This window comes from Methanobacteriaceae archaeon, from assembly GCA_013403005.1.
Lineage (GTDB): Archaea > Methanobacteriota > Methanobacteria > Methanobacteriales > Methanobacteriaceae > Methanobacterium.
Genome location: JACBOA010000001.1, coordinates 456,604 through 479,039 on the forward strand (window position 1 = coordinate 456,604; position 22,436 = coordinate 479,039).

A 22,436-nucleotide genomic window follows, 5' to 3' on the forward strand; every position below is an offset into this window, starting at 1 on the left:
ATGTGAGGTTACACAAGCTAACACATTTTCTTTTATGAAATTTAGGATATATTTTTGAGCACGGTAAGACGATTTACACCATCCCGGTATTCGTAATGAACATCATCAGCCAATGTTTTCAGAAAATGAATACCCAACCCTCCAGGGGACCTGTCCTCTAATGAAGCCTTTAAATCGGGTTTATCTGCATCTAGTGGGTTGAAGGGTTGCCCCCGGTCTTCTATGATTAGTATGATCTTATCAGTTTTTTCATAGATGGTGAGATGGATGGGTCCTCCAGTCTGCTTAGGGTAGCCATGCAGTATAATATTGGAGGCAACTTCATCTGCAGCTAGCTGAAGCTGGAAAATTCCCTTATCATTCAAACCCATTTCACGGGCATGACGAGATATAAAATCAGCAATCACAGACAAATTCTTCAAATCTGCCTCAACCTCCAATCTGAATTTACCATCCATTACAAGGCCCTCCGTAAAACCATTAATGTGATATCATCAGCCTGGGCAGTGCCAGATGCGAATTCATAAACCCCATCAATTATCTTATTCTGCAATTTAAGAGGGGATAGGTCCTCATTTTCTTCAATAATTTTAATCAGCTGTTTTTCACCAAACTGTTCCTCAATTTTATTCACAGCCTCAGTAACCCCATCGGTGTATAAAACCAGAAGATCCCCAGGATAAATATCAATGGTTTTTTCAGCCAATTTAAGACCCTTCATGGCTCCTAAAACCACACCACCAGTACTTAATCTTATAATTTCTTTACCCTCACTCCTTAAAAGTAAGGGAGGGTTATGCCCTGCATTTACAAAGGTCAGAGTATTCTTTTCATGATCCAGAACACCGTAAAATAGGGTTACAAACATGTTGGAATGGGGTTCCTCATTAATGAAGTTGTTAACACTTTCTATCATTTTACTAACCCCCGGGTTGCGGCAGGCCTTTGCCCGGAGCAGGGTGCGTGAAAATGCCATGAAAAGGGCTGCAGGAATACCTTTACCAGAAACATCTCCAATGGCAAGTCCAGTTTGTTTCTCTGATATGGGGATGAAATCATAAAAATCCCCTCCCACTTCCTGGGCAGGGATGCTGGTGGCAGCCAGCTGATAATTTTCAATATAGGGTATGTGGTGTGGTAGAAAGCTTTCCTGGATCTGATGAGCTATCTCCAGTTCCTTCTTCCTTCTTTCCAGTTGAGCAAATAGCTTATCCCTTTCCTTTTTTGTATTCCTTTCCTTAATGAGATTAGTGATCATGAAGGCGAAGATGAACATTCCCAAGGCATTGGCCAGTATCATGGGAATGTATAAATTTTCAACCACCACCACTGCCTTGCTATAGGGGGATGTCAGAATCAGTGCCAGTAACAAATGTAATGATTCCATGAGAATGGAGAAGAGAACTGCTCCGAAGATACCTATGAAACGCTTCTTATTGGCCAGGTAGATTATACCTGCAAAAACTCCTGCCAGGACTGTGGATAAAGAGCAGGGGATGCAGGTGAATCCTCCCATGGTTAAACGGTGCAGTCCACCTATTAGGCCAGCTCCCAGTCCCACAATCGGACCTCCCACCAGTCCTGCTACCATAGGGCCCAGATCCCTTACATTGGCTATGGCTCCGAAAATATTCACCCCAGAGTAGGAGCCATAGATGGAGATACCTCCAAATATTAAAATAAGGATCAACTGATTTTTGATGGTTAACTTCCCATCAAGAACCTCATTGAAATATTTAAAACGACTTAAAAGGTAGGCTATAACTACAATAACACATACTTTCTCTAAGAGATCTAGAAAAAGTTCGATACTTAAAGGTTCCATGGAAATCTGATTCTTATTTTTAGTTCTTTTAGAAATCTTTCAGAATATATTCATTAAACAAATGGAGCTATCCAATTATTATTCCCAGTTTTGAAACATCTACCTCTTGTGTTTTTAAAAATATCCATTTTTATTTGTTGATTTTTTGGATAACCATTAGTCGGTAGCAGTTGTATGATTACAGGTATGCTAATCTATTATTAAGTTCTGCAATTCCCTTAACAAATCCTTGGATGGGTGGTACCTCGCTAGGGTCGATTTTCACGTCAATTACAGTGGGTTCATCACTTTTAATGGCTTCAACTAGAATTTCCCCAATTTCTCCCGGGCGTTCGATCCTATAACCATTAGCACCCAGTCCCTCGGCAATTTTAGCACAGTTAATCTCCTTAAAAGTGGTGGAAACTGTTTTTTCACCCAACTCAAATTTCTGCAGTTCATGAACCAGGCCCAGAAGGGAGTTGTTCTGCACAATCCACACCACGGGTATGTCGTAGTTTACTGCGGTAGCTATTTCCATACCATTCATCTGGAAACAGCCATCACCAACTATGGCCACCACTGGTTGTTCCGGTGCTGCCAGTTTACCTCCAATGGCTGCTGCAGTTGCATAACCCATGGTTAATAGGCCAAAGGGCACATAAAAGTTGGGCTGGTTGAACTGGAGGTAGTGGATGGCCCAGGACACATGACTGCCGGTATCCACAAATACAATGGTATCATCATCCAGCACTTCCTGAATTTCCCGCATAAGGGTTTGTGGCTTAACTGGCACTGCCTGGGAATGCATTTTCTCCTCATCAAGAAATATTCCTACTTCATCCTTAAACCGAACCACATCCTCCAGGGGACGTTCTTTTTCAGGGTCATGGTTTTGCAATTCTCTTAGAACCCGGAAGGATATTTCATTTAACACTGCCTGACAGTCCCCAATCAGACCAATATCTGCCACGTAATTCTTACCAATATCAGCAGGGTCAATATTGATATGGATCAAGCACTCAGAGGGTTTGAGATGTGGATCCCAGGAGGAGGTGGTCACCTGGTTAAGGCTGGATCCCACCACCAGCAGCACATCCACATCACCTGTCAGATATTTTTCTGCTGCTGGGGAGCCACTGAATCCTAAAACTCCTAATGATAAGGGGTGATTTTCAGGAAAAGCTCCTTTGGCTTTGGGAGTGGTTGCCACAGGAATGTTCAACATTTCTGCCAGTTCCAAAACTTCCATACATGCATCTGAATTAATGGCACCGCTACCCACTAAAATGGCAGGTTTTTTAGCATTCACCAGTTTTTCTGCAGCATCAATCACCAGTCTACGGTCAAAGTAAGATGCATCCACCCGGTACCTGGAGGGTGGTAGAAGATCCTCTTCCAACTCCTCAGCCATGATATCTTTGGGGTATGAGAGATGCACCGGTCCCATTTTACCACTAAAAGCGGTCCTTATGGCTTCTCTTAGGAGTTCTGGCATTTTATAGCGGGAGATGATCATTTCACTGAATTTGGTCATGGGATCAAAAAGAGCTACTGAGTCAATTCCTTCCTTGGTTGAATCCTGGAAAGTTCCCTTGCCATAAATACTGGTGGGAACCTGGCCAGTGATTACTAATACCGGAACATTGTCCAGGTAGGCATTGGCTACTCCAGTTACCAGGTTAGTGGCACCAGGACCAGATGTACCATAACAGACACCAAGTTTCTTACCCACACGAGCATAACCATCAGCCATGAAAGCAGCTCCTTCTTCATGTTTGGTTAAAATGGGTTTAATGGAATTTTCCTGGTTTAAAGCATCATAAAAAGGAATAAGCGAAGTTCCAGGAACTCCGAAGACATATTCAACTCCTTCACCCTCCAGGTAACGTAATAAAAGCCGTGCAGTGGTTATCTTCACCCTAAAATCCCCCGTATCCAATTTTTATAGCAAAACTTTTTTAATGTCCCAAGACATTTTTTTTGCTTGATTTCTCCTTCTGGTGATGTAGATTTTTCTATTTTTTAAATATTTTTTATTTTTTTTCTCATTTTTTTATTGAAATTTTCCCATTTTCATCGAAATCATCTATTAAAGTTTAAAAGATCAATTGGGGTTTTTAGGACTGGAAACTGGCTACAGCTTCATCTTCTGAATCGTAGATATCAAAGATTTGGGTGAAACCGGCGATTTCAAAGACTTCCAGGACGTAGGGTTGTAAAGAGGACAATTTCAGGTTTCCTTCTAGTTTTTTAACCTTTTTCAGGGATGAAAGCATCACTCTTAATCCAGAGCTGCTGATATATTCCACACCGGAAAGATCAGCCACCAGTTTCACCTTACCTGATTCAATCAATTCATCAAACTTTTCCTCAGCAAGGTTTGAGTTGTATGCATCCAACCGGCCATTAAAAAAGACGATTTCTACATCATTCACATTTTTTACTGTTATTTCCATTTACACACCATCCCTTTTGAATAAACATATTTAATTCGCATTTTAGATTAACCCACCTTAAGACATTGATTAGGACCAGAATTCTATTTGCAAAGCATCTTAACTTGATTTAAATATTTATTAAATGTTTTTTATCCGGTTTGTTCTGAACTGAGTTCCCACTCTTTAACCACGTAACTAAACACTTCTTTAGCAAAATCGGAATATACGTCCACTGTTTCCGGGTCGAATTGTACATTGTTCAGGTATTGGAGGCGCAGGGAATCTCCGTCCAAGTATTCTGGCATCAGTCCGCAGAAGAAAAATCCCATGTTTTCAATTTCAGGACACAGAACTGCGGTGGCGGGATTCTTGAGGGGCAGATCAATCACTATTAATTCCACCTTTTTTTGTTTGAGATCCTGAACATGGAGTTTTACCTCCTCAATGAAATCTGTTCCATATTGATTAACCCTTAAAAAAGCACTGGCCATTTCTGGCAAAACATGGGAGTGTATATGGGAATGTTCTTTTAGAGTTATTTTATCAGGATTGGCTTTTTTAAAAACTCGTTTTAATTCAGCATGATGGTATATTTTTTCCAGGATTTTATGGTGTTTTTTGGGTAAAAAGACTGTTTGTTCCTTATCAGGTACCACGGGCACGTAGAAGAGAGCCACAGTTCTGCGAACTTCCCCTTCTTCTGTTTGCATCTTCTTAAAAATGGCAGTGGGAGGGGAATGAGCCAGTACAAATCCGGTTTCCTTGGCACCCATTTTAACATTGGACTTTTGTGAGGCTACATGGACAGTTACCGACCTACTGTAAAGGCCTAATATTCCTCTGGATGCTACTTCTTCCATCATCATCTTTTTCATCCTGGGGAACAGTCCTCGGCCACGATAACGGGGATCCACTGCAGCCAGGGCAGATTCTCCCACACGGTCTTCAGGAGTTTCCAGGAACACCCCCAAGTGTCCCACAATTTCTTGCTGTTCATTTACAGCAACGCAGGATGTTACCAGTCCAGATTTTATTAACGAAGCGAATTTTTCAGGATAATATATGTCTTCATGGGGGTAGGTGTAGCCATAAACCCGGTAAATCAACCTGGCCAGGGAAACAGTTTCATCAGGGCGCATTAAACGTAACTCCACATTTTCTGATGGGGGTGCCAGGTCTGATTCACCTGTAGGGGTGGTTTTTGATGCTTCAAAATCATCTACATGTTCGAAGGAGTAGTTTTTAACCAGTTCCACCACTTTACCTTTTTTCCCCAGATATTTGCTTTTAATTTCATCGGTGTAAGCTTGCATAAGTTTTACACCTAAGTCTGAACTATTTCTCTCCTCTAAACGTTTAAGGTTGAAAGGCATGCCCTGGTCTCTAATGGTGATTCTAAAACATGTTGGTTCGCGGTGAATTTTCACCTTGTAGTAGCCTTTTTCCCCAGGCTCATAGGCGTGTTCAATAACATTGTGACAGGCCTCCTCGGTGGCAAGTTCTAAATCTCTCACTGCAGCTTCATCTAAACCGTACCTGCAGGCAATATCTCTAACAGCACGCAATACAATGGGTAACAAGTCCAACTCAGCTTTGACTTTTAGGGAAGCAATGGTCTCTTTACTATTTGATGCTTGGTCAGGAGATTTAGGAGTCATAAATTTCTCACACCCCTGACAATTCTCATGGTTTGTTTAGGGAGGTTAAAGTTTGAATCTGTAAATAAAAATAGGGGATTTTCAAATAGGATTTGAGGAGTCCCATCAGGAACAGATGTGAAAATAATATTAAAATAACTACTAATTTCGCTCCCTATGGATATGTTGTCCCTGTAAAAAGGCAGTTCCAAAACAACCCCTCCTAATATTAATTTAGGGCTTAATTTAATTATATAATTTTTGGAAAATATGCTGGATTAGGGAGTTATTATTAGTTATTTTGGGGGGTGGGGAAAAGAAAGAAATTTCTAAATTGAATATTTCCTTCCAAGAATCTATGCCCATACCGGAATTAGTTTCAAACCAATAATTTATGCGATGAAGAAATATACATCTTTTTTTAAAAAATCTGCCCATACTTTTATTATCATTCTTCATCAGGGGAAGTTTCTTGGCTTTTTGGTTTTCCTTTGGCTAGTATTCCAATTAAACCACCGATAAGTCCTAAAACTGCGCTTGTAATGAAACTTATCAATGCATTTAGAATAATCTCTGGCGAACTTCCTGGAAGGAATATAATCGCTGCCAGTAGTGAACCCATTCCTCCGGCAATTCCTCCGTTTAAACTACCTTCTTTATAATCACCCCCAGCCCAGTACGCAGCTATTAAACCACCAATAATAGGTGCAAATAGGCTAATAAAGGTTGAAACTGCAGTGTCCATTGCCAGAAACAAGACCCCCACTATTTCCAGCACCACTGTCACCACAAAACCAATTCCCACTGCTGTCCAGTTTACCATACACACCCTCCTGTTATTTTATCCAATGCTTCAAATTCACGCTTTCTAATTGATTTCAGTTAATACATTTTTGAAAGAGAACTTTAATTAATATTCAGGCACTGCCTTTAATCAGTACACCCACTATTCCTCCCATGATTCCAAGTATAAGGCCAGATATGAATCCTATGACCAAACCACCGATAATTGCGGTGAAAGCTCCTAATAAAAATGTGCCCAGAATGGCACCTCCAGCACAACCTGCAATTCCACCACTCACTGCACCATCTTTGTAGTCACCACCAGCCAGGTAAGCTGCGATGAAACCTCCAATAACTGGGGCTAAAATGCCTAAAAATGGTATGAATATGCCCACCACTCCAATAACAATGGTCACTACTATCCCTATGATTACTGGTGTCCAATCAGTCAATACTATTTCACCCCTTCAACTGAGCCTTATTTAATCTATAATTCATTAATTTACAATTAATCATCATTTTCATTAATTCTTCATCCACATCATCCATTTTTCCTTCTATTACCATCATCTTTTACTAATTTTTAATGAAATTTTTCATGAAATCATTTAATTTGGGGAAATTTTTTACATGAATTTTTTCACGTTAAGCTCTATTTTATTTCAAGGCACCTGCCACCAATCTGGCCACTGAAATACGGCTCACTTCAGATTTTAAAGTGTCTGTACCCACCACATCATCAGCTTTAGCTGAGAATATCTTTAATAAAGCATCTTCAACCAGAACTGGATGCACACAAGTCACCACAATCTTTCTGGCCTGGTGTTCTCGTAGTATGCTGCAGGCATTAACTATGGTCCCCCCAGTGCTGATGATATCATCAATGATCACAGCATCCCGACCCTCCACATCCAGGTTTTTGGGTTTTGTTTCCACCTTTTCGGGGGATATGCGTACTTTTTCCAGATAATCAGACTCACAATTCAATATACCAGCTATCTCTTCAGCGAAACCAAGAGCACCTTTGTCTGGAGCCACAATTACAGGATCATCCACCTTTTCTTTGATGTATTGGGCTATGGTGGGCATGGCAGAAAGGTTGTATGCTGGGACATTGAAAAGATCGCAAATGCTCTTCTCATGTAGATTTATACTGTATATTTCACTGGCACCTGCACATTGGAGCAGGTGGCATACCACCTCAGCGGATACAGCCTCTCCCTGGTTGAAACTTTTCTCCTGCCTACCATAACCGAAATAAGGTATCACCGTACGTATGTCTTTGACACCCATACTCTGGAGAGTTCTTAAGATCAAAAACAGCTCCATGAGATTTTCATCCTGGGGATAGCCAGTGGACTGCACCACCACCACCCCATCCTCAACCTCACCCTTGATTCTAATGTAACGTTCTCCATCTGGGAATTTCCTACTTTCAAGGGGACAAAGCACATCACCTATTTCATGAGCAATATTTGCAGCCAGTTTCTGGGAAGAAGATCCTCCGATTATCATTAAAATCACCATAAATTGATTAAATTATTACTAATGAGTATAAGTGGCTTGTTTCAACTTCCAAGTCAATAGATGCTTGGGGAAGATGCTGCCAGTTTTTTTACTTTCACTTTTAATTATTTGTTAACTTTATTAATAAGCTTCCCATAACATAGGTTAATACAGGCTCAAGAGAGGTAGCTTTATGCATGAATTATCCATGGCTCAGGCCATAGTTGACACAGTACTGGATGCTGCAGAGAAAAATAACGCCACCGAGGTAGTGGAAGTCACTATTGAAGTGGGAATGTTAACCATGCTGAATCCAGAACAGTTAAAATTTTTATTAGATGTCATAACCGAGGACACACTCCTTGAAAACTCAAAAATCATCATAGAAGACGTACCTGTGGAGATAGAATGTCGAAATTGTGAATTTGAAGGATTAGCCAATACAGATGGGTCCGACCATTACTTGGCTATAGTTCTATGCCCTGAGTGTGGAGAGAGGAATGTGGAAATAATCAAGGGAAGAGAATGTAATGTGAAAAATATTAAAATCGAAAAGAGTGATGAGGATGCATAAGATTGCGGAAGTTGAAGTTCAACATGATATAATGGTGGCCAACCGTAAACTGGCTAAAAAAAATCAGAGAAAACTCGATAAAGAGAGTGTTTTTGCAGTGGATGTGGTGGGAGCTATAGGATCTGGAAAAACATCACTAATAGAGGCATTAATTGATGCCATGGATTACAGGATCGGTGTTATTGCTGGAGATGTTATTAGTAAATACGATGCCGGCCGATTCCAACAGCACCAGGTTCCAGTAGTGGGATTAAATACTGGGAAAGAGTGTCATCTGGATGCTCATCTGGTCGAACACGCCATCCATGACTTACCTCTTGCTGAGATGGATATTCTTTTCATTGAAAATGTGGGGAACCTCATATGTCCCGTGGATTTTGATCTGGGCAGTCACATGCGCATGGTGGTTATCAGTGTAACTGAAGGTGATGACACCGTGGAAAAACACCCCCTGATCTTCCAGGATGCAGATCTGGTGGTTATAAACAAGGTGGATCTGGCTGATGCTGTGGGGGTTGATTCTGATAAAATGGTTAAAGACGTGGGGGAGATTAACCCTGAAGTTCAGGTCATAAAAACCAGCCTCAAAACTGGAACTGGATTTGAGGAAGTTGTAAAGGCAATTGATAAATTTTTAAAGGATTATTAAATATTCAATCCTTCTTATCCATATCCATAATCCTTAAAATCAATTAAATTCAATCAATGGACTGGGAGATTTTTAAAGATTATTCGTAGTTCAAATTCTAAATAAAGTGTTTATGTGATTGAAAAAGTGGTGATGAGTTGAAGATTTGGATCGATATTGTTAATGCACCACACGTGCGGTTTTTCCACAGTATTATTCGCTACCTGGAGGATCAGGGTGAAGAGGTTTTCATAACTGCACGCAGGTTTGGGGATGTGCACCGGCTCCTGGATTTATTTGAAATAGATTACAATCTAGTGGGATGGCACGGAGTTACCCTGGAAGAAAAACTTATCCGCAGCACACAGCGAGCTTACGAGCTTTCTCAAATAATAAGTAGAGAAAAACCTGACGTGGCTGTATCCAAGCATTCCATTGAACTTCCCAGGATTTCTTACGGTCTTAAGATTCCCAGTGTATATGTACTGGACAATGAACATGCCATCGCTGCAAATAAACTCACATTACCCCTATGTGATAGGATCATACTCCCCCAAGTGATTGAGCCTGAAAAGGTGATTAGGTGTGGTGCTGATCCGGACCATCTGCTTCCCTATAATGGCACCTCTGAAATAACCCATCTGGTTGATTTTGAGTATAATCCTAACATTTTTCAGGATCTCAAATTAGATCTGGACAAGGAAAAGACCATACTCATGCGACCGGAACCCGCACTTGCTTCTTATTTAGATGCTGACTGCCGTAAAACAGTACTATCTCCCATAGTGGAGGCCTTGGAGGATCAGGCTAATATCTTAGTGATCCCCCGCTTCCGGGAACAACAGGATATATTTGAGGATGATGACCAGATAACACTCATAAAACCTCCTGTGGATACTTTCAGCCTTATGAAAGCATGTGACCTGGTAATAGGGGCTGGTGGAACCATGAACCGGGAAGCCGCCCTTCTGGGAACCCCAGTGATATCATGTTATCCCGGCACCTTACTCTCAGTTGATGCTTATTACATTGAAAAAGGATTAATGAAACGTTCCATCAACTCTGAGGAGATAATCCAGATGGCTCGAGAACTTCTTAAAGACAACTATCAGCCTAAGAAACTTTCAACTGATAATCTGTTTGAAATAATCATAGAAAACATCTACCAAGCAGCTAATGGATAAAAAAGATTATACTGGGGACACAAACCCATATTAACATCATAATTTATATTAAAATAGTTTATTGTAATATTTAAAAGGGGAATATGGTAAAATTAATAGTTAGATAAGACAAGAGGGTAGATATCTTAGTTTAAGCAAAAATCTTAAATCAGGTATGAATTTTTAATCTGTAAGATTTCATAATAATTTTTCCAGTAATTCCAGAGTTATATAAACAAAAAAGAGGATTATAAATAGGTATTAAAGTTCTAGTAATACTCTAGAGATTTTTTTTAAAAAAATTTATGGAAAATAAAGTGTTATAGTAATGGACTGGCCGGGATTTGAACCCGGGGCCTCCGCCATGCCAAGGCGACGCTCTACCAACCTGAGCTACCAGCCCCTTATAGCACTTATCTTTTCGGGTATTTAAACTTAATGCTGGATTAGTTATGTAGGTGGGAATGTTCATATGTCTTTCAAAATACGCCAGGTAAAAGAGGAAGAATTCATAGAACTGGCTTCACTTTCACTCAAATGCCCTCCAATGGTCACAGAACGCAATTCAATCTATCATATTTTCACTAAATTCTTCAACAATACCTCTTTAGTGGCTGAGGAAGAATCAGGAAACATAATAGCTTTCCTTCTTGGTTTTATATCTCAGGTAAATCCTGGAGAAGCTTATATCCATCTTTTGTGTGTGGATCCAAGATTTAGAAGAAATAAAATTGCCAGCATGTTAATTGAAAAGTTCACGGATCTAGTCTCCATCAGGGGATGCCGGAAAATGTTTCTCATCACAGGTCCTGAAAATAGAACAGCCCAAAAACTTTACAAAAAAATGGGATTTGAAGCAGTTAAAAATGATAAAACCATGGAAATTAAGGGAATATCTGTGGTGAAGGATTATAACGGTCCGGGTGATCATAAAGTGCTCTTTTATCGTGATATATGAAATCTCACAAAGCTTTTAAATAGGTACCTTATAAAGTATATAAGAATACTGGAATCTGATTACAAATGGGGTTGATGCAAGTTCCCAATTGCAATTAAATAAATGATTATTTGGGGATAAGATCCCGTTCTAATATTTTTTGATTGCATTATCATTCTAATGAAACCATATATCTGATAATCTGACATTGGATATGCAATTAAAATTCACCCGTATCATATAGTTGTTAGAAAATATCATATAGTTGTTAGAAAATCAATAAGAATTCATTTGTAATACGCTTGTGATTTTTAAATTAATATTTTAGACCCTGATTTAGTTAATAAACTCGTTAAATTGGAGGAATCATATAATATGGCTTTAATTGCTCAAAGTCACTTACAATACATTATTGAAATAGCCATCATAATCCAGATAGCAATCATCTTCCTGCTGAACCTGGCACCCATGGCTTTGAACTTGGTATTGCTAGTGGCCATGATTGTTGCCGCAGGATTTGCCTTAATGTTTGGAGTGGATGCACTGTTTCTATTCGTACCGGGGTTCACCCATTCAGAATTCACCCATCCCTACGGGCCACTGGCTCTTTTAGCAGTGGTAACCATAATGGCTGCCATTCCCATTATGAAAGACGCCGGTATAAACACCCGAAGTCTTAAACTATACATGTACGGAGTTATAATCTTCATAACCATTGCCGGGGGTCTGATGCACAGATCATTCCTGCTTTTATGGTTATTCGGATTATTCATCGGTTTTTTCATTATCTCCAAATCCTTCCGACAGAAATCGGTGTTCACTGTAAAAAGAATCGCCCTGGTTGTGGCTGCTGCAATAATCGGTTTCGGATCCCTGGAAGTTTTATCCAGAGTCCTGGAAATGAATATTCTAAGCCCTCTATTAAGATTAAATAGAATTGAAAATTTCTCCATCCCCAGCCTTAAAATGGTGATAGGTCATGCTAACCTAACCGGGCATGACTTGGGGTCCTGTTACTGGGCAGATGCCTGCCGGGGAGGATCCGATGGATACATATCACTCCCAGTATCCTTAATAATGTTATTCGGGTTACCATTCCCCCTATTTTATGGAATACTGGTAACCAAAAAGGATGTTATAGACTACATGCTACCCGGGATATTCGGTGTGGCCTTTGACTTCGGTTATCTGTTTTTAGTCTTTCTACTGGGATGGTTTGTATTTGTAATGTATTCAGGTTTCAGGATGCTCCGCATCTACAGAAGAAGACGAGAAAATGGTGAAAAAGATTGTTTGGGAAGAGAAGCCCTGTTAATAGGATCATTAACTGCATTTATTGCCCAGGGAATCATGGGACTCTTCCTTATGAACCGATCCTTCAACGGAACAGCCCTTATAACCTTCCTATTACTCAGTGCCCTGGTAGTGGGACATCTGGTCATGGTGAAGAAGAAATAGGGATTAAAAGGGGATTTAACTAAATAAAGGGGTAATATTTGTGAAAAAAGCTATAATATTATTGGGATGTCCTGAGTCACCCTCACAAACGCCACTGGCAGTTTACGCCACCTTCAAACTAACTGGTATGGGTTATGAGGTTACCATTGCCGGTACACCATCTGCCAAGAAGCTCTTGGAAGTGTCTGACCCGGAAGAACATTACATTAAAAACAAAATCGATATTGAATCCTGTTTAGACGGACTCAATGAAGGAGATTATGATTTCCTATTGGGTTTTGTGGCTAAAGACGCTGCAGTTAGCTATTTTGTAACCTTTTATCACATCCTCAACACCCCTAGCCTGGCCCTGGTGTTCCACCGTGATGAAGAACTACTAGAATCTTTCCAGAAAATGGTTAGGGAGAACACTGAAGCGGATATAGCCTCAGCCAGAGCATACCATAATCCCACACCCCTAAGAGTACGTCTGGATAAGGCACTGGAGAGACTGAAAAACCAGGAAAAAATGGATGAACCAGGGGGGCTGTAAACATGTTCTGTCTTGAAACTTATCTGAGAGAATCAGAAGATTATGAAATACACATGACCCGATCCGGATTTAAAGATTGCGCCCGGTTCATAGAAGAAAAAGCACCAGAAGTGGTGCATGTTAAACCTGGAGAAAAAATCGTGGGAGCCCGGATTATCGGAATCCCCCCAGTACCCATTGGCATAAATGAGGAGAAGGGCACCATAATGTTACCCTACACCAAACCCTGCTACGGAACAGCAACTGTGGAGGTACCAGTTCCATCTGAAGAGAGGGAGAAAATAAGATCAGTGGGTATTGATTAATCAGGTAATTAAAATCTCTGTGTTCCTTTAAATTCTCTTTTTATACTGCACTTCCTTGAATATGATCTCAAAACAAGTACCTTTAGAAGGTTTGATATTTAATTTACCATCTATCTGGTTCACCAGGTTGTGTACCAATCTCAATCCCAGGGTCTGGGTGGATTCCGGGTCCAAATCTGGGGGCAAACCCACACCATCATCTCCCAGAAGAAGGACGTAGTTGTCCTGGTGGGAATAAATCTTCAAAAAAATAGTGCCCTTTTCTTTCTGGGGAAATGCGTATTTTAAGCTGTTGGTTAAAAGTTCATTGATGATAAGTCCACAGGGAATGGCGGTTTCAATGTTGAGTCTCACATCTTCCACCAATATTTCCCGTTTTAAATTGCTGGAAACTGAACTGTAAGTGCTGAGAAGGTTGTCAGTTAGGTTTTTAACGTAATGTTTGAAATTAACCCTATCCATTTCCCGGGACTGGTATAAATGTTCATGGAGGAGTGCCATGCTTTTTACTCTGTTCTGACTTTCACGAAGAATATTCACAGCTTCAGAGTCATTTATGAAAGCTGATTGAAGGTTTAGGAGGCTGGATATTATCTGCATATTGTTTTTAACCCGGTGATGGATTTCCTGAAGTAGAATTTCTTTATCTTTAAGTGAGCTTTTCAGTTCCTCTTCAGCACGGATTCTTTCAGAAATATCCCGGGTAATAACAATTATTTCACCGGTTTGGGGATTTAAAATTCTGGCTGTTGACTCAACCCACACGTATGGTCCTTGTTTATGTTTTAACCGGTAGGTAGTTTTTGTAGTTTTCTGGGAGCTTAAAAGATTTTCATGACTCTTTATAACGGTCTTAATATCATCGGGATGTATGAATAGACAGGCATTTTTACCTTCCAGTTCTTCAGGCAGGTAGCCCATTAGTTCCAGACAATAGGGGGAGGCGTAGGTGTAATTGGTTTCAAGGTCATGGGTGGATATCATGTCTGATGCATTTTCCGCCAGCAAACGATATCTAATCTCACTTTCTTCCAGTTTTTGGGTTACATGCTTCTCATTTATGATTCCGGCCAGAACATTGGCCACTGACTGGAGAAATTCAACATCATATGAGCTGAAAATGCGATGTGAAGTAGTGTGAACTCCTAAAACACCGTAGGGATCTTCTATCTGGCCAATGATAACGCTAACTCCACTGGTAACCTGGTGGTCAACCAATAGCTGGGGACCGGAAAAACGGGTTTCCAGTGAAAGGTCCTGAACCACCACGGGTTTTTCGGACATTAAGGTATAACCAGCCTGAGAATTAATATCAGCAGGCACCCTGTAGGGTTTATTACCAGGATCATTCCATCCGACTCCTGCTTCCATTTCTAACTCATGATCCTCAGGTATGTATCTTAAAATTTTAGTATAATCCACTTCTAGAGAGTCAAGGAGAATTTTCACAGTTTTTTGAAAGATCTGCTTCAAGGACAGTTGTGACAATGTTAATTGACTTATCTCTGAGAGTGCTGATTGCTGTTTCAGGCGGGAGGTAAGTTCCTTTTTTATTTCCTCTTTTTTCCCCTCAGAATATTTACGACTGGATATGTCCAGGAAAACTGTGGCGTATTCATCTTCAACAGTGGGGAAAGAGAATATTTCCAGATATTTATCAAATTGGGGTAAGTATTCCTCAAAACGGACGGGTTTTTTAGTTTTTTCCAATTTTTTAAGCTTTTCTAGAATAATTGGGTCTTGGAAAACATCCTCAACCTTCTGACCGGTGGTTTCTTCTGAAGAAAGTCCGGTGAGATTCTGAAAATTTTTATTCACTTCCAAGATGACACTATCCGTGGGATTTCCCAGGGAATCCCGGATAACCCGGTGCAGCAGGATTCCATTAATGGAATTTTCCATTATCCGCCGGTATCTTTCATCTTTGTTTGAAATAAACTCACTTCCCTTGTTGGATTTCCTTTATTTTAGATATTTTATAATACATTGTAAGTGATAATTTTTAAATCAAACTACTATAAGAAAATTTTTTTTGGATATTTATTTTTATTACATAGCAATTTAGAATATTTTATCGGAAATTAATATCAAAGAATATGCGAGCATGTTTTTTTTTGTTTCAGAGGCTATTCCAGTAAAACAAGGATTGAAACCCAAATAGAATAGGTAAAATAATAGAAAATTAGATAATTAAGTAAAAGAAAATATTAAAATCTCATGTCTTAAAGATTTTAAGGGTGTTAATTGAGGCTTTTAATAAATAATAAATAATTACGGGTGTTTAGTATGAATCTTATTCCACATAAAGTTATTCCTAATAAGGTTTATCCATGGCTGTTCATGGGCTTTGATTTAGAGGATTTGACTCTTATGGGTTTAATGGCTCATACATGGGCCAGGCATTATAAGGATTTGGAGGATTTGGTGGATGATGCACCTAAAGCACCTAAAAAGAGGATGATAATCCACCATCCCGACATCCCGGAAGGTAACAATAATTACTATCATAAAAATAGGGAGATTTGGAGAGTGCAATTTAAGGATAGCAACTATTACCATGGTGGTGGTAAGCACCGTGTCAGTGAATTAGCAAAGTCAAGAAAATAAAGGTTAGAGAAATCCAGGTCAAGGGAGTAAAGTCCAGTGAATAAAAAATAAATAAATTTGGTCAATGATGTTTTGAATAATATTTGATAATATTTGAATAATTTGGGATTGTTTTGTAAAGTTCTGGGTAATATATCTCTTCTTTTTTATCTTTTTTTTTATCTCTTTTTTTATATATTAGGGAGTGTTTTAATCTCCAAACTTTACAATCTCTTTAGGTTTCAAATTACTCTCCCAATCCCAGAAATGAGCTTCACCCTTTGAAACACGGAAAACAACCAGGAGGGGACTTTCAGCTGTGAGTCCGAAATCCTTTAAAAATGGACGGTCTTCTATAACCCTCTTTTTAATCTCTGGGTCATCTAATAACTCCGCTTCTCCAGCCACTCTCAGCATGGTCCCAGCCATCTCATCTGGCTTATGGAAGGCAAATTCCACTTTACTGTTTTCTTTTAACTGACGCACCAAGTCTTTCATGGCAGCAGTCTGGAAGTAAAAACCAGTTTCATCAGCAAACCACATTCCCATACCCCTAACCCGGGGCTGGTCCCCATCAACAGTTGCCAGCCAGGCAACAGGATTTTCATTGGCAAACTTCACACAATCAGCAAATTCCATAGAAAAATTCCCCCTTTATTTTTTAAATTATCCAAAATCTCTTAACAACCTTTTATTTTTACATTTTTTTTAACCTTTCAGGAAAATCTTACAGATCTTCCTGATATTATTATATGTTTATTAAGGTTATAAATTACCCTATATAATTACCCGTATAATAGGGGAGGCTTAAGGGGAGTGGTAAGTTTAGCTAGGTTCATGAGCTAGGTCATGGTATGAGAAGTGAAGGTAGAGTGATGATTTATATATGGCGAGGACCATATTACTGAGTGTATAGGAAATAAAAATGCTTAACAGTCTTTTAAGAGGTTTTTAATGTTAACTACAGTAGTTGGGAGCTACCCTTCCCCTCCCCATGAACCTGCATCCCTCACTTCTAAGATATCATCCCTCCTGGGAAATTACGATCCCTTTAAGTTGGCAGTGGAATACGCAGCCTCAGAGCAGATCAAAGCAGGTATCAACATCATTTCCACAGGACAGGTACGGGGAGATATGGTGGAGATATTCTCACGCCACATCCCTGGAATGGCCTGGGAGGAGGGAACCTCCAAAATCAAAGGAAAAATACTCCCCTTAAACTATTCCATCGGTGCTGAGGATATAAAAATCGCCCTAAAAATTGCCAAAAACCTATCTAAAGACTTCCAATCAAGCCCGGATCCAATAAAAAATGGTGAATTTCAGGAAAAGGCACGGGGAGTTAAGGGCATCATAACCGGACCCACCACACTGGCCTTATCCTCCCGAATCGAAGGATTCTACACCCTCAAAACCCGGGATAAAGCCATAATTGACCTGGCATATGCTCTGAACAAAGAAGCCAAATATCTGGAAAAAGCAGGGGCAGCCATGATACAATTCGACGAACCCTTCCTCTCCACAGGCATGGCAGATATTAAAACAGCTTACAAGGCCATAGAAATAGCCACCACTGACATAAAGGTGCCCCTGGCCATGCATGTTTGTGGGGATGTGGGCCAGGTATTTGAAGAACTCCTCCAATTCCCGGTGGACATCATTGACTGTGAATTCGCAGGGATGGGCAAAAATTTGCAGTTACTGGAAAATGTGAAGCTCAAGGATAAGAAGATCGGTTTTGGCTGTGTTGACACCAAAACAGAGAGGGTAGAAAGTACACTTGAAATCCAGAAACTCCTGGAAAAGGGAGTGGAACTGGTTGGAAAAGATAAGCTGATTGTTGACCCGGATTGTGGAATGCGCACCTTACCACAAGAGGTGGCTTTTAATAAACTGAAAAATATGACGGAGGTAGTGGGATGGCTATCCTGATTAAAACACCCACCATAAGAAGGGGATGGGAAACACTGGTTAAAAGGGTAATGCAGAATGGTTCTGAGATAAAGGATGAAAGAGGTTCCCTCACCCTGGAACTTCTAAACACAGTAGTTACCATTAACAATCCCCTGGAACTGGAGATCCCTGATGGTTACTTCTGGAGTGGGGAGAAACTGGAAATCTACGCAGAACAATTTTTAAGTGATGATAAACAGGGATTCGTATACACCTATGGAAACCGGCTGCGAGAACACTTCGAAGGCATCGACCAGATAGGTGAAGCTATCAAGCGCCTTAAAAACTGCAAAGAATCTAGGAGGGCTATTTCTGTTACCTGGGACCCTACCACAGACACCCGACAGGATGAGGTGCCCTGCATGATCCTGGTGGACTTTAAAATCAGAGATGGGAAACTACACACCACAGGATTATGGCGCTCCCATGATATATACGGGGCCTGGTTCCCCAATGCAGTGGGATTAGCCCACCTGTCTGAGTATGTGGCTGGAGAAGTGGGAGTGGAAGTGGGAACCCTCACCATACACTCCATCAGCGCCCACATATACCAGGTGAACTTTGAAGAGGCTTTAAGAGTATAATCTATCTTTCTGGAAAGGAAAAACTCTTCATATATAATTTTCTAAAATTAAATAAAAAAACTTAAAAATCCCTATAGATTAAAGAGATTTAATGGATAAATGGATGGTGGCCAAGTATAGTGCAGTGAAAAACATCAGGCCTTAATATCCATTATAAACTCAATTTCATGGGAAGTGAAGAGATGGTAAGTGTCAATTTGGAAGCAAAAAAGACAGTAGATTTAATGATTGAGAATGCAGACGACCTTAATATTGCAGTTAGCAAACTAAAAAACGGTTCCACAGTTATAGATGCAGGAGTTAATGTAACTGGAAGTTTCAAAGCCGGGGAATTATACACCAAAATCTGCCTGGGGGGACTGGCAGAAGTGGGAATTTCCATCCCTGGAGAACTGGCTGACAGCATTGCCCTGCCCTCAGTGAAGATAAAAACTCACCAGCCTGCCATATCCACTCTGGGTTCACAGAAAGCAGGATGGTCAGTGAGTGTGGGTGACTTCTTTGCCCTGGGATCTGGTCCTGCCAGAGCCCTTGCCTTGAAACCTGAGGAAACCTATGAAGAAATTGGCTACATGGATGAAGCAGACCTGGCCATACTCACCCTGGAGGCAGATGTGCTGCCTGGTGAGGATGTCACTGACTACATTGCCCAGGAATGTAAGGTGAGCCCGGAGAATGTTTACGTTCTGGTGGCCCCTACTTCCTCTCTGGTTGGTTCCATCCAGATAGCAGGGAGAGTGGTGGAAAACGGAACCTACAAGATGCTGGAAGCACTTCACTTTGATGTGAACAAGGTCAAACACGCCGCTGGAATCGCACCCATAGCCCCAGTTGACCCCGACGGCCTTAAAGCAATGGGAAAAACCAATGATGCCGTGCTCTTCGGTGGCAGAACATACTACTACGTGGAATCTGAAACCAAAGATGACATCAAAGCACTGGCAGAAAAACTACCCTCCTCTGCAGCAGATGGATACGGAAAACCATTCTACGATGTCTTCAAGGAAGCCAATTTCGACTTCTACCAGATTGACAAGGGAATGTTCGCCCCTGCAGAAGTGGTCATAAACGACCTCACCACTGGAGAAATATTCCGTGCAGGATACGTTAATGTGGAACTTTTGAAAAAATCATTCGGGTTGTAGGGAATCTTATATGAATTGTAGGAGCAATTCTACCATTCATCTACAACTTTTTTTCTAATCAAGCCTTTTTTTTATCAGTTGGAATATCTATTAATCCACTTAAAAAATTTAGTTTTCAAAATCATAAAAGAAGTACTTATAGACAAGAATTAAGTAAAAAAATAGAATAGGGATATGTATTTTTTTTATCCCGTTTCAAAGTAGTTTATGTTTTTTTAACCGAACCTCCACCGTTTATCTGCTGGTTTACCTGGGGACTACCAGTATAGGATACCTCTCCAGCCCCGTTAATAATGGCGTTGAGAACATCTACCACATTCAGAGCTGCCTTACCCGAACCATTGATGGTGACACTGGCGGTGTAGCTTTGCAACCCACTGGCTGAGTAGTCACCGGCTCCGGCAATGATGATGGTCTGCTCCCGGGCAGTGCCAGACATATTCATCTTCCCAGCTCCATTGATCTTCACTATGAGTTTCTCCAGGTTCAATCCCCCTAGATTACCATTTCCAGAACCATTGATGTTAATGGTCAGACTCTGGGTGTTAAGACTGTTGGTTTGTATTTGGCCTGCTCCAGCTATTTCCAACAGATTAAGGTCTTTAACAGTCACATAGAAGTTAATAGGTTTGGTTGCCACTGGAGTGTTAGGATCAAAGCTGATGGAAAGCTTATTATCATTTACACTGGTTTTTATTTTAGGAACAATATTGTCCTCAGCTTCTATGGTCAGAGAATCACTACTTCCCTGGGTTATAATCAGGTTACCCTGCCCGTTTAAGGATATCTGGTTAAAACCCTGCACATTCTGACTTTGGTTGATGAGGTTCCCTGATCCAGTTCCCTGCCAGATGCATCCAGATAGTGCCACCACCAAACAAAGCACCAATCCTACAATTATATAATTCTTCAAATAATTCCCCCTTATATTAATTTAGTAAACTTTAATTTAGATTTAATACCATATAAAATGTTTAGCATTGAAATGAGGATGGTCAGAGGATTAAATTCATACTAGTAGAAATTTTCCCAATTAAAAGTACTATATGTGATTATTTTTTAATTTAAAATCTCAATAAGTCATTCTCATCTATATAAAGAATTTAATACAAGATAAGTGAATAAGAATATTTTAAAGGTAAAGAATAAAATTAAATTTGTCAATTGACATTTCTATTTAGTGTGATAATATGAAGATTGGAATCTGCGACACCACTTTTGCTCGTTACGATATGGCCTCTGCTGCTATTAATGAAATAAAACAACACGTGGGCAATAACAAGATTATTCGAAGAACAGTTCCTGGTGTGAAAGATTTGCCAGTGGCCTGTAAAAAACTCATTGAAGAAGAGGGATGTGAAGTGGTAATGGCCCTGGGAATGCCGGGTCCTGAGAAGATAGATAAAGTATGTGCCCATGAAGCATCCACCGGACTCATACAGGCCCAGCTTATGACCAACACCCATATCCTGGAAGTTTTCGTACACGAAGATGAGGGAGCCGATGAAAAGGACCTGAAATTCCTGGCAGATAACCGTGCCCGTGAGCACGCCCAGAATCTGGTTAAAATGTTCTTCAAACCTGGTGCACTGGAAAAAGAGGCTGGAATGGGGATGAGAGAGGGTCATCCAGATAAAGGGCCCTTATGAATATCTAATATCTTTTCATACTCAGTTTAATAGGTATCTAAAAAAAATAGTAATAATATTAGATGGGGATTTTTAAAAGTTCGAACTATTTATGTTTTTATCTTCCCATCTAACATTTCAATGGTTCTTTCAGCCAGACTTGCCACATTCAGGTCATGGGTGACCATGATCAGAGTTACATTTTCTTTTTTATGAAGATCCTCCAGGAGCTGGAGGATTATCTGACCGTTTTTAGAATCCAGGGAACCTGTTGGCTCGTCAGCCAGAATAATGGAAGGTTTATTGGCCAGGGACCGGGCAATAGCCACCCTTTGCCTTTCACCACCTGAAAGCGCGGTTGGTTTTCTATCAACCTTATCAGAGAGATTCATATACTCCAGGAGCTTTAAAGCCCTGTTTCTCATCTTCTTACTGGAGATGCCACTCTCGTACATGGGTATCTCCACATTTTCCAGTACACTTAAATTGGGGATGAGGTTGTGCAGCTGGAAAATGAAGCCGATCTCCTTAGAACGGAATTCACTCAGATCCTTCTTATCAGTGAGATTATAACCAGCCACCCGAATTTCACCCTCATCTGGCCGGTCCAGGGCTCCGATCATGTTAAGGAGGGTGGATTTACCAGACCCTGACGGGCCGATAATGGAGACGTATTCTCCTTTTTTGATTTCAAGGTCGATACCATTAAGTGCGGTTATCTTCCCCTGGTCAAATCCTTTTTTGAGATTTTTTATTTCCACAATATTTTCCT

25 protein-coding genes and 1 tRNA gene are annotated in these 22,436 nt (G+C 40.4%); 12 read left to right on the forward strand and 14 right to left on the reverse strand.

The features are described from left to right. Positions 1-41: 41 nt before the first annotated feature. The 9 genes from HVN35_02210 to HVN35_02250 all read right to left on the reverse strand — a co-directional run bounded on the left by HVN35_02210 (position 42) and on the right by HVN35_02250 (position 8,180). Positions 42-458, reverse strand: a complete 417-nt coding sequence (locus HVN35_02210) for an ATP-binding protein (protein ID NYB51366.1) — start codon at positions 456-458, stop codon at positions 42-44. Then, the gene (locus HVN35_02215) at positions 458-1,825 is read right to left on the reverse strand and encodes a SpoIIE family protein phosphatase (GenBank protein ID NYB51367.1); all 1,368 of its coding nucleotides are present in this window, start codon (positions 1,823-1,825) and stop codon (positions 458-460) included. The genes HVN35_02210 and HVN35_02215 overlap by 1 nt, the downstream gene beginning before the upstream one ends. Before the next feature lie 178 nt (positions 1,826-2,003). Further along, the gene (locus HVN35_02220) at positions 2,004-3,725 is read right to left on the reverse strand and encodes a thiamine pyrophosphate-binding protein (protein NYB51368.1); all 1,722 of its coding nucleotides are present in this window, start codon (positions 3,723-3,725) and stop codon (positions 2,004-2,006) included. Positions 3,726-3,924: 199 nt separating this feature from the next. Next, a complete protein-coding gene (locus tag HVN35_02225; protein NYB51369.1) occupies positions 3,925-4,263 on the reverse strand; it encodes an STAS domain-containing protein in 339 nt (112 codons plus the stop codon). Positions 4,264-4,394: 131 nt separating this feature from the next. Then, positions 4,395-5,903: a GNAT family N-acetyltransferase gene (locus tag HVN35_02230; protein NYB51370.1), complete on the reverse strand. Its 1,509-nt coding sequence runs from the start codon at positions 5,901-5,903 to the stop codon at positions 4,395-4,397. Further along, positions 5,900-6,094: a hypothetical protein gene (locus HVN35_02235; GenBank protein NYB51371.1), complete on the reverse strand. Its 195-nt coding sequence runs from the start codon at positions 6,092-6,094 to the stop codon at positions 5,900-5,902. The genes HVN35_02230 and HVN35_02235 overlap by 4 nt, the downstream gene beginning before the upstream one ends. Before the next feature lie 236 nt (positions 6,095-6,330). Beyond that, the gene (locus HVN35_02240; GenBank protein ID NYB51372.1) at positions 6,331-6,705 is read right to left on the reverse strand and encodes a DUF5518 domain-containing protein; all 375 of its coding nucleotides are present in this window, start codon (positions 6,703-6,705) and stop codon (positions 6,331-6,333) included. Positions 6,706-6,799: 94 nt separating this feature from the next. Continuing rightward, entirely contained in the window at positions 6,800-7,117 is a 318-nt protein-coding gene (locus HVN35_02245) for a DUF5518 domain-containing protein (GenBank protein NYB51373.1), read from the reverse strand. A gap of 205 nt (positions 7,118-7,322) precedes the next feature. Further along, on the reverse strand, positions 7,323-8,180 hold the full coding sequence (locus HVN35_02250) for a ribose-phosphate diphosphokinase (protein ID NYB51374.1): 858 nt from the start codon (positions 8,178-8,180) through the stop codon (positions 7,323-7,325). A 184-nt stretch (positions 8,181-8,364) separates the two neighbouring features. On the opposite strand from HVN35_02250, the gene hypA reads away from it, so the two are divergent. The 3 genes from hypA (at position 8,365) to HVN35_02265 (ending at position 10,557) form a co-directional block, all read left to right on the forward strand. Then, positions 8,365-8,745 carry a hydrogenase maturation nickel metallochaperone HypA gene (hypA, locus tag HVN35_02255; GenBank protein NYB51375.1) on the forward strand — a complete coding sequence of 127 codons (381 nt, stop codon included), beginning with the start codon at positions 8,365-8,367 and terminating at the stop codon, positions 8,743-8,745. After that, a complete protein-coding gene (hypB, locus tag HVN35_02260) occupies positions 8,738-9,394 on the forward strand; it encodes a hydrogenase nickel incorporation protein HypB (GenBank protein ID NYB51376.1) in 657 nt (218 codons plus the stop codon). The genes hypA and hypB overlap by 8 nt, the downstream gene beginning before the upstream one ends. Positions 9,395-9,531: 137 nt before the next feature. Further along, positions 9,532-10,557, forward strand: a complete 1,026-nt coding sequence (locus tag HVN35_02265; protein ID NYB51377.1) for a DUF354 domain-containing protein — start codon at positions 9,532-9,534, stop codon at positions 10,555-10,557. Positions 10,558-10,865: 308 nt separating this feature from the next. Here the strand turns inward: HVN35_02265 and HVN35_02270 are convergent. Next, positions 10,866-10,939, reverse strand: a tRNA-Ala gene (locus HVN35_02270). Between the two features lie 69 nt (positions 10,940-11,008). Between HVN35_02270 and HVN35_02275 the strand changes: the two genes are divergently transcribed. The 4 genes from HVN35_02275 to HVN35_02290 all read left to right on the forward strand — a co-directional run bounded on the left by HVN35_02275 (position 11,009) and on the right by HVN35_02290 (position 13,768). Continuing rightward, complete coding sequence (locus HVN35_02275; protein ID NYB51378.1) at positions 11,009-11,494, forward strand: GNAT family N-acetyltransferase; 486 nt, start codon at positions 11,009-11,011, stop codon at positions 11,492-11,494. A 354-nt stretch (positions 11,495-11,848) separates the two neighbouring features. Then, entirely contained in the window at positions 11,849-12,931 is a 1,083-nt protein-coding gene (locus HVN35_02280; GenBank protein ID NYB51379.1) for a hypothetical protein, read from the forward strand. A gap of 40 nt (positions 12,932-12,971) precedes the next feature. Beyond that, positions 12,972-13,463 carry a DUF1890 domain-containing protein gene (locus HVN35_02285; GenBank protein ID NYB51380.1) on the forward strand — a complete coding sequence of 164 codons (492 nt, stop codon included), beginning with the start codon at positions 12,972-12,974 and terminating at the stop codon, positions 13,461-13,463. Positions 13,464-13,465: 2 nt separating this feature from the next. Beyond that, positions 13,466-13,768 carry a DUF1894 domain-containing protein gene (locus HVN35_02290; GenBank protein NYB51381.1) on the forward strand — a complete coding sequence of 101 codons (303 nt, stop codon included), beginning with the start codon at positions 13,466-13,468 and terminating at the stop codon, positions 13,766-13,768. 27 nt (positions 13,769-13,795) lie between these two features. Here HVN35_02290 and HVN35_02295 read toward each other — a convergent pair whose 3' ends face one another. Beyond that, positions 13,796-15,670 carry a PAS domain S-box protein gene (locus HVN35_02295; GenBank protein ID NYB51382.1) on the reverse strand — a complete coding sequence of 625 codons (1,875 nt, stop codon included), beginning with the start codon at positions 15,668-15,670 and terminating at the stop codon, positions 13,796-13,798. Between the two features lie 384 nt (positions 15,671-16,054). Between HVN35_02295 and HVN35_02300 the strand changes: the two genes are divergently transcribed. Further along, positions 16,055-16,375, forward strand: coding sequence for a hypothetical protein (locus tag HVN35_02300; GenBank protein ID NYB51383.1), 321 nt, complete (start codon positions 16,055-16,057; stop codon positions 16,373-16,375). A 189-nt stretch (positions 16,376-16,564) separates the two neighbouring features. On the opposite strand, the gene HVN35_02305 is transcribed toward HVN35_02300, so the two are convergent. Beyond that, positions 16,565-16,993: a pyridoxamine 5'-phosphate oxidase family protein gene (locus HVN35_02305; GenBank protein ID NYB51384.1), complete on the reverse strand. Its 429-nt coding sequence runs from the start codon at positions 16,991-16,993 to the stop codon at positions 16,565-16,567. Positions 16,994-17,308: 315 nt separating this feature from the next. Between HVN35_02305 and HVN35_02310 the strand changes: the two genes are divergently transcribed. The 3 genes from HVN35_02310 (at position 17,309) to mch (ending at position 20,036) form a co-directional block, all read left to right on the forward strand. Further along, positions 17,309-18,286, forward strand: coding sequence for a methionine synthase (locus HVN35_02310; GenBank protein ID NYB51385.1), 978 nt, complete (start codon positions 17,309-17,311; stop codon positions 18,284-18,286). After that, entirely contained in the window at positions 18,274-18,891 is a 618-nt protein-coding gene (locus HVN35_02315; protein ID NYB51386.1) for a thymidylate synthase, read from the forward strand. Before HVN35_02310 ends, HVN35_02315 begins: the two co-directional genes overlap by 13 nt. Before the next feature lie 182 nt (positions 18,892-19,073). Beyond that, a complete protein-coding gene (gene mch, locus HVN35_02320) occupies positions 19,074-20,036 on the forward strand; it encodes a methenyltetrahydromethanopterin cyclohydrolase (protein NYB51387.1) in 963 nt (320 codons plus the stop codon). A 205-nt stretch (positions 20,037-20,241) separates the two neighbouring features. Here mch and HVN35_02325 read toward each other — a convergent pair whose 3' ends face one another. Beyond that, complete coding sequence (locus HVN35_02325) at positions 20,242-20,949, reverse strand: DUF2807 domain-containing protein (protein NYB51388.1); 708 nt, start codon at positions 20,947-20,949, stop codon at positions 20,242-20,244. 277 nt (positions 20,950-21,226) lie between these two features. On the opposite strand from HVN35_02325, the gene HVN35_02330 reads away from it, so the two are divergent. Beyond that, entirely contained in the window at positions 21,227-21,685 is a 459-nt protein-coding gene (locus tag HVN35_02330) for a riboflavin synthase (GenBank protein ID NYB51389.1), read from the forward strand. A gap of 89 nt (positions 21,686-21,774) precedes the next feature. Here the strand turns inward: HVN35_02330 and HVN35_02335 are convergent. Further along, a partial coding sequence (locus HVN35_02335) for an ABC transporter ATP-binding protein (GenBank protein NYB51390.1) occupies positions 21,775-22,436 on the reverse strand: 662 nt, incomplete at its 5' end.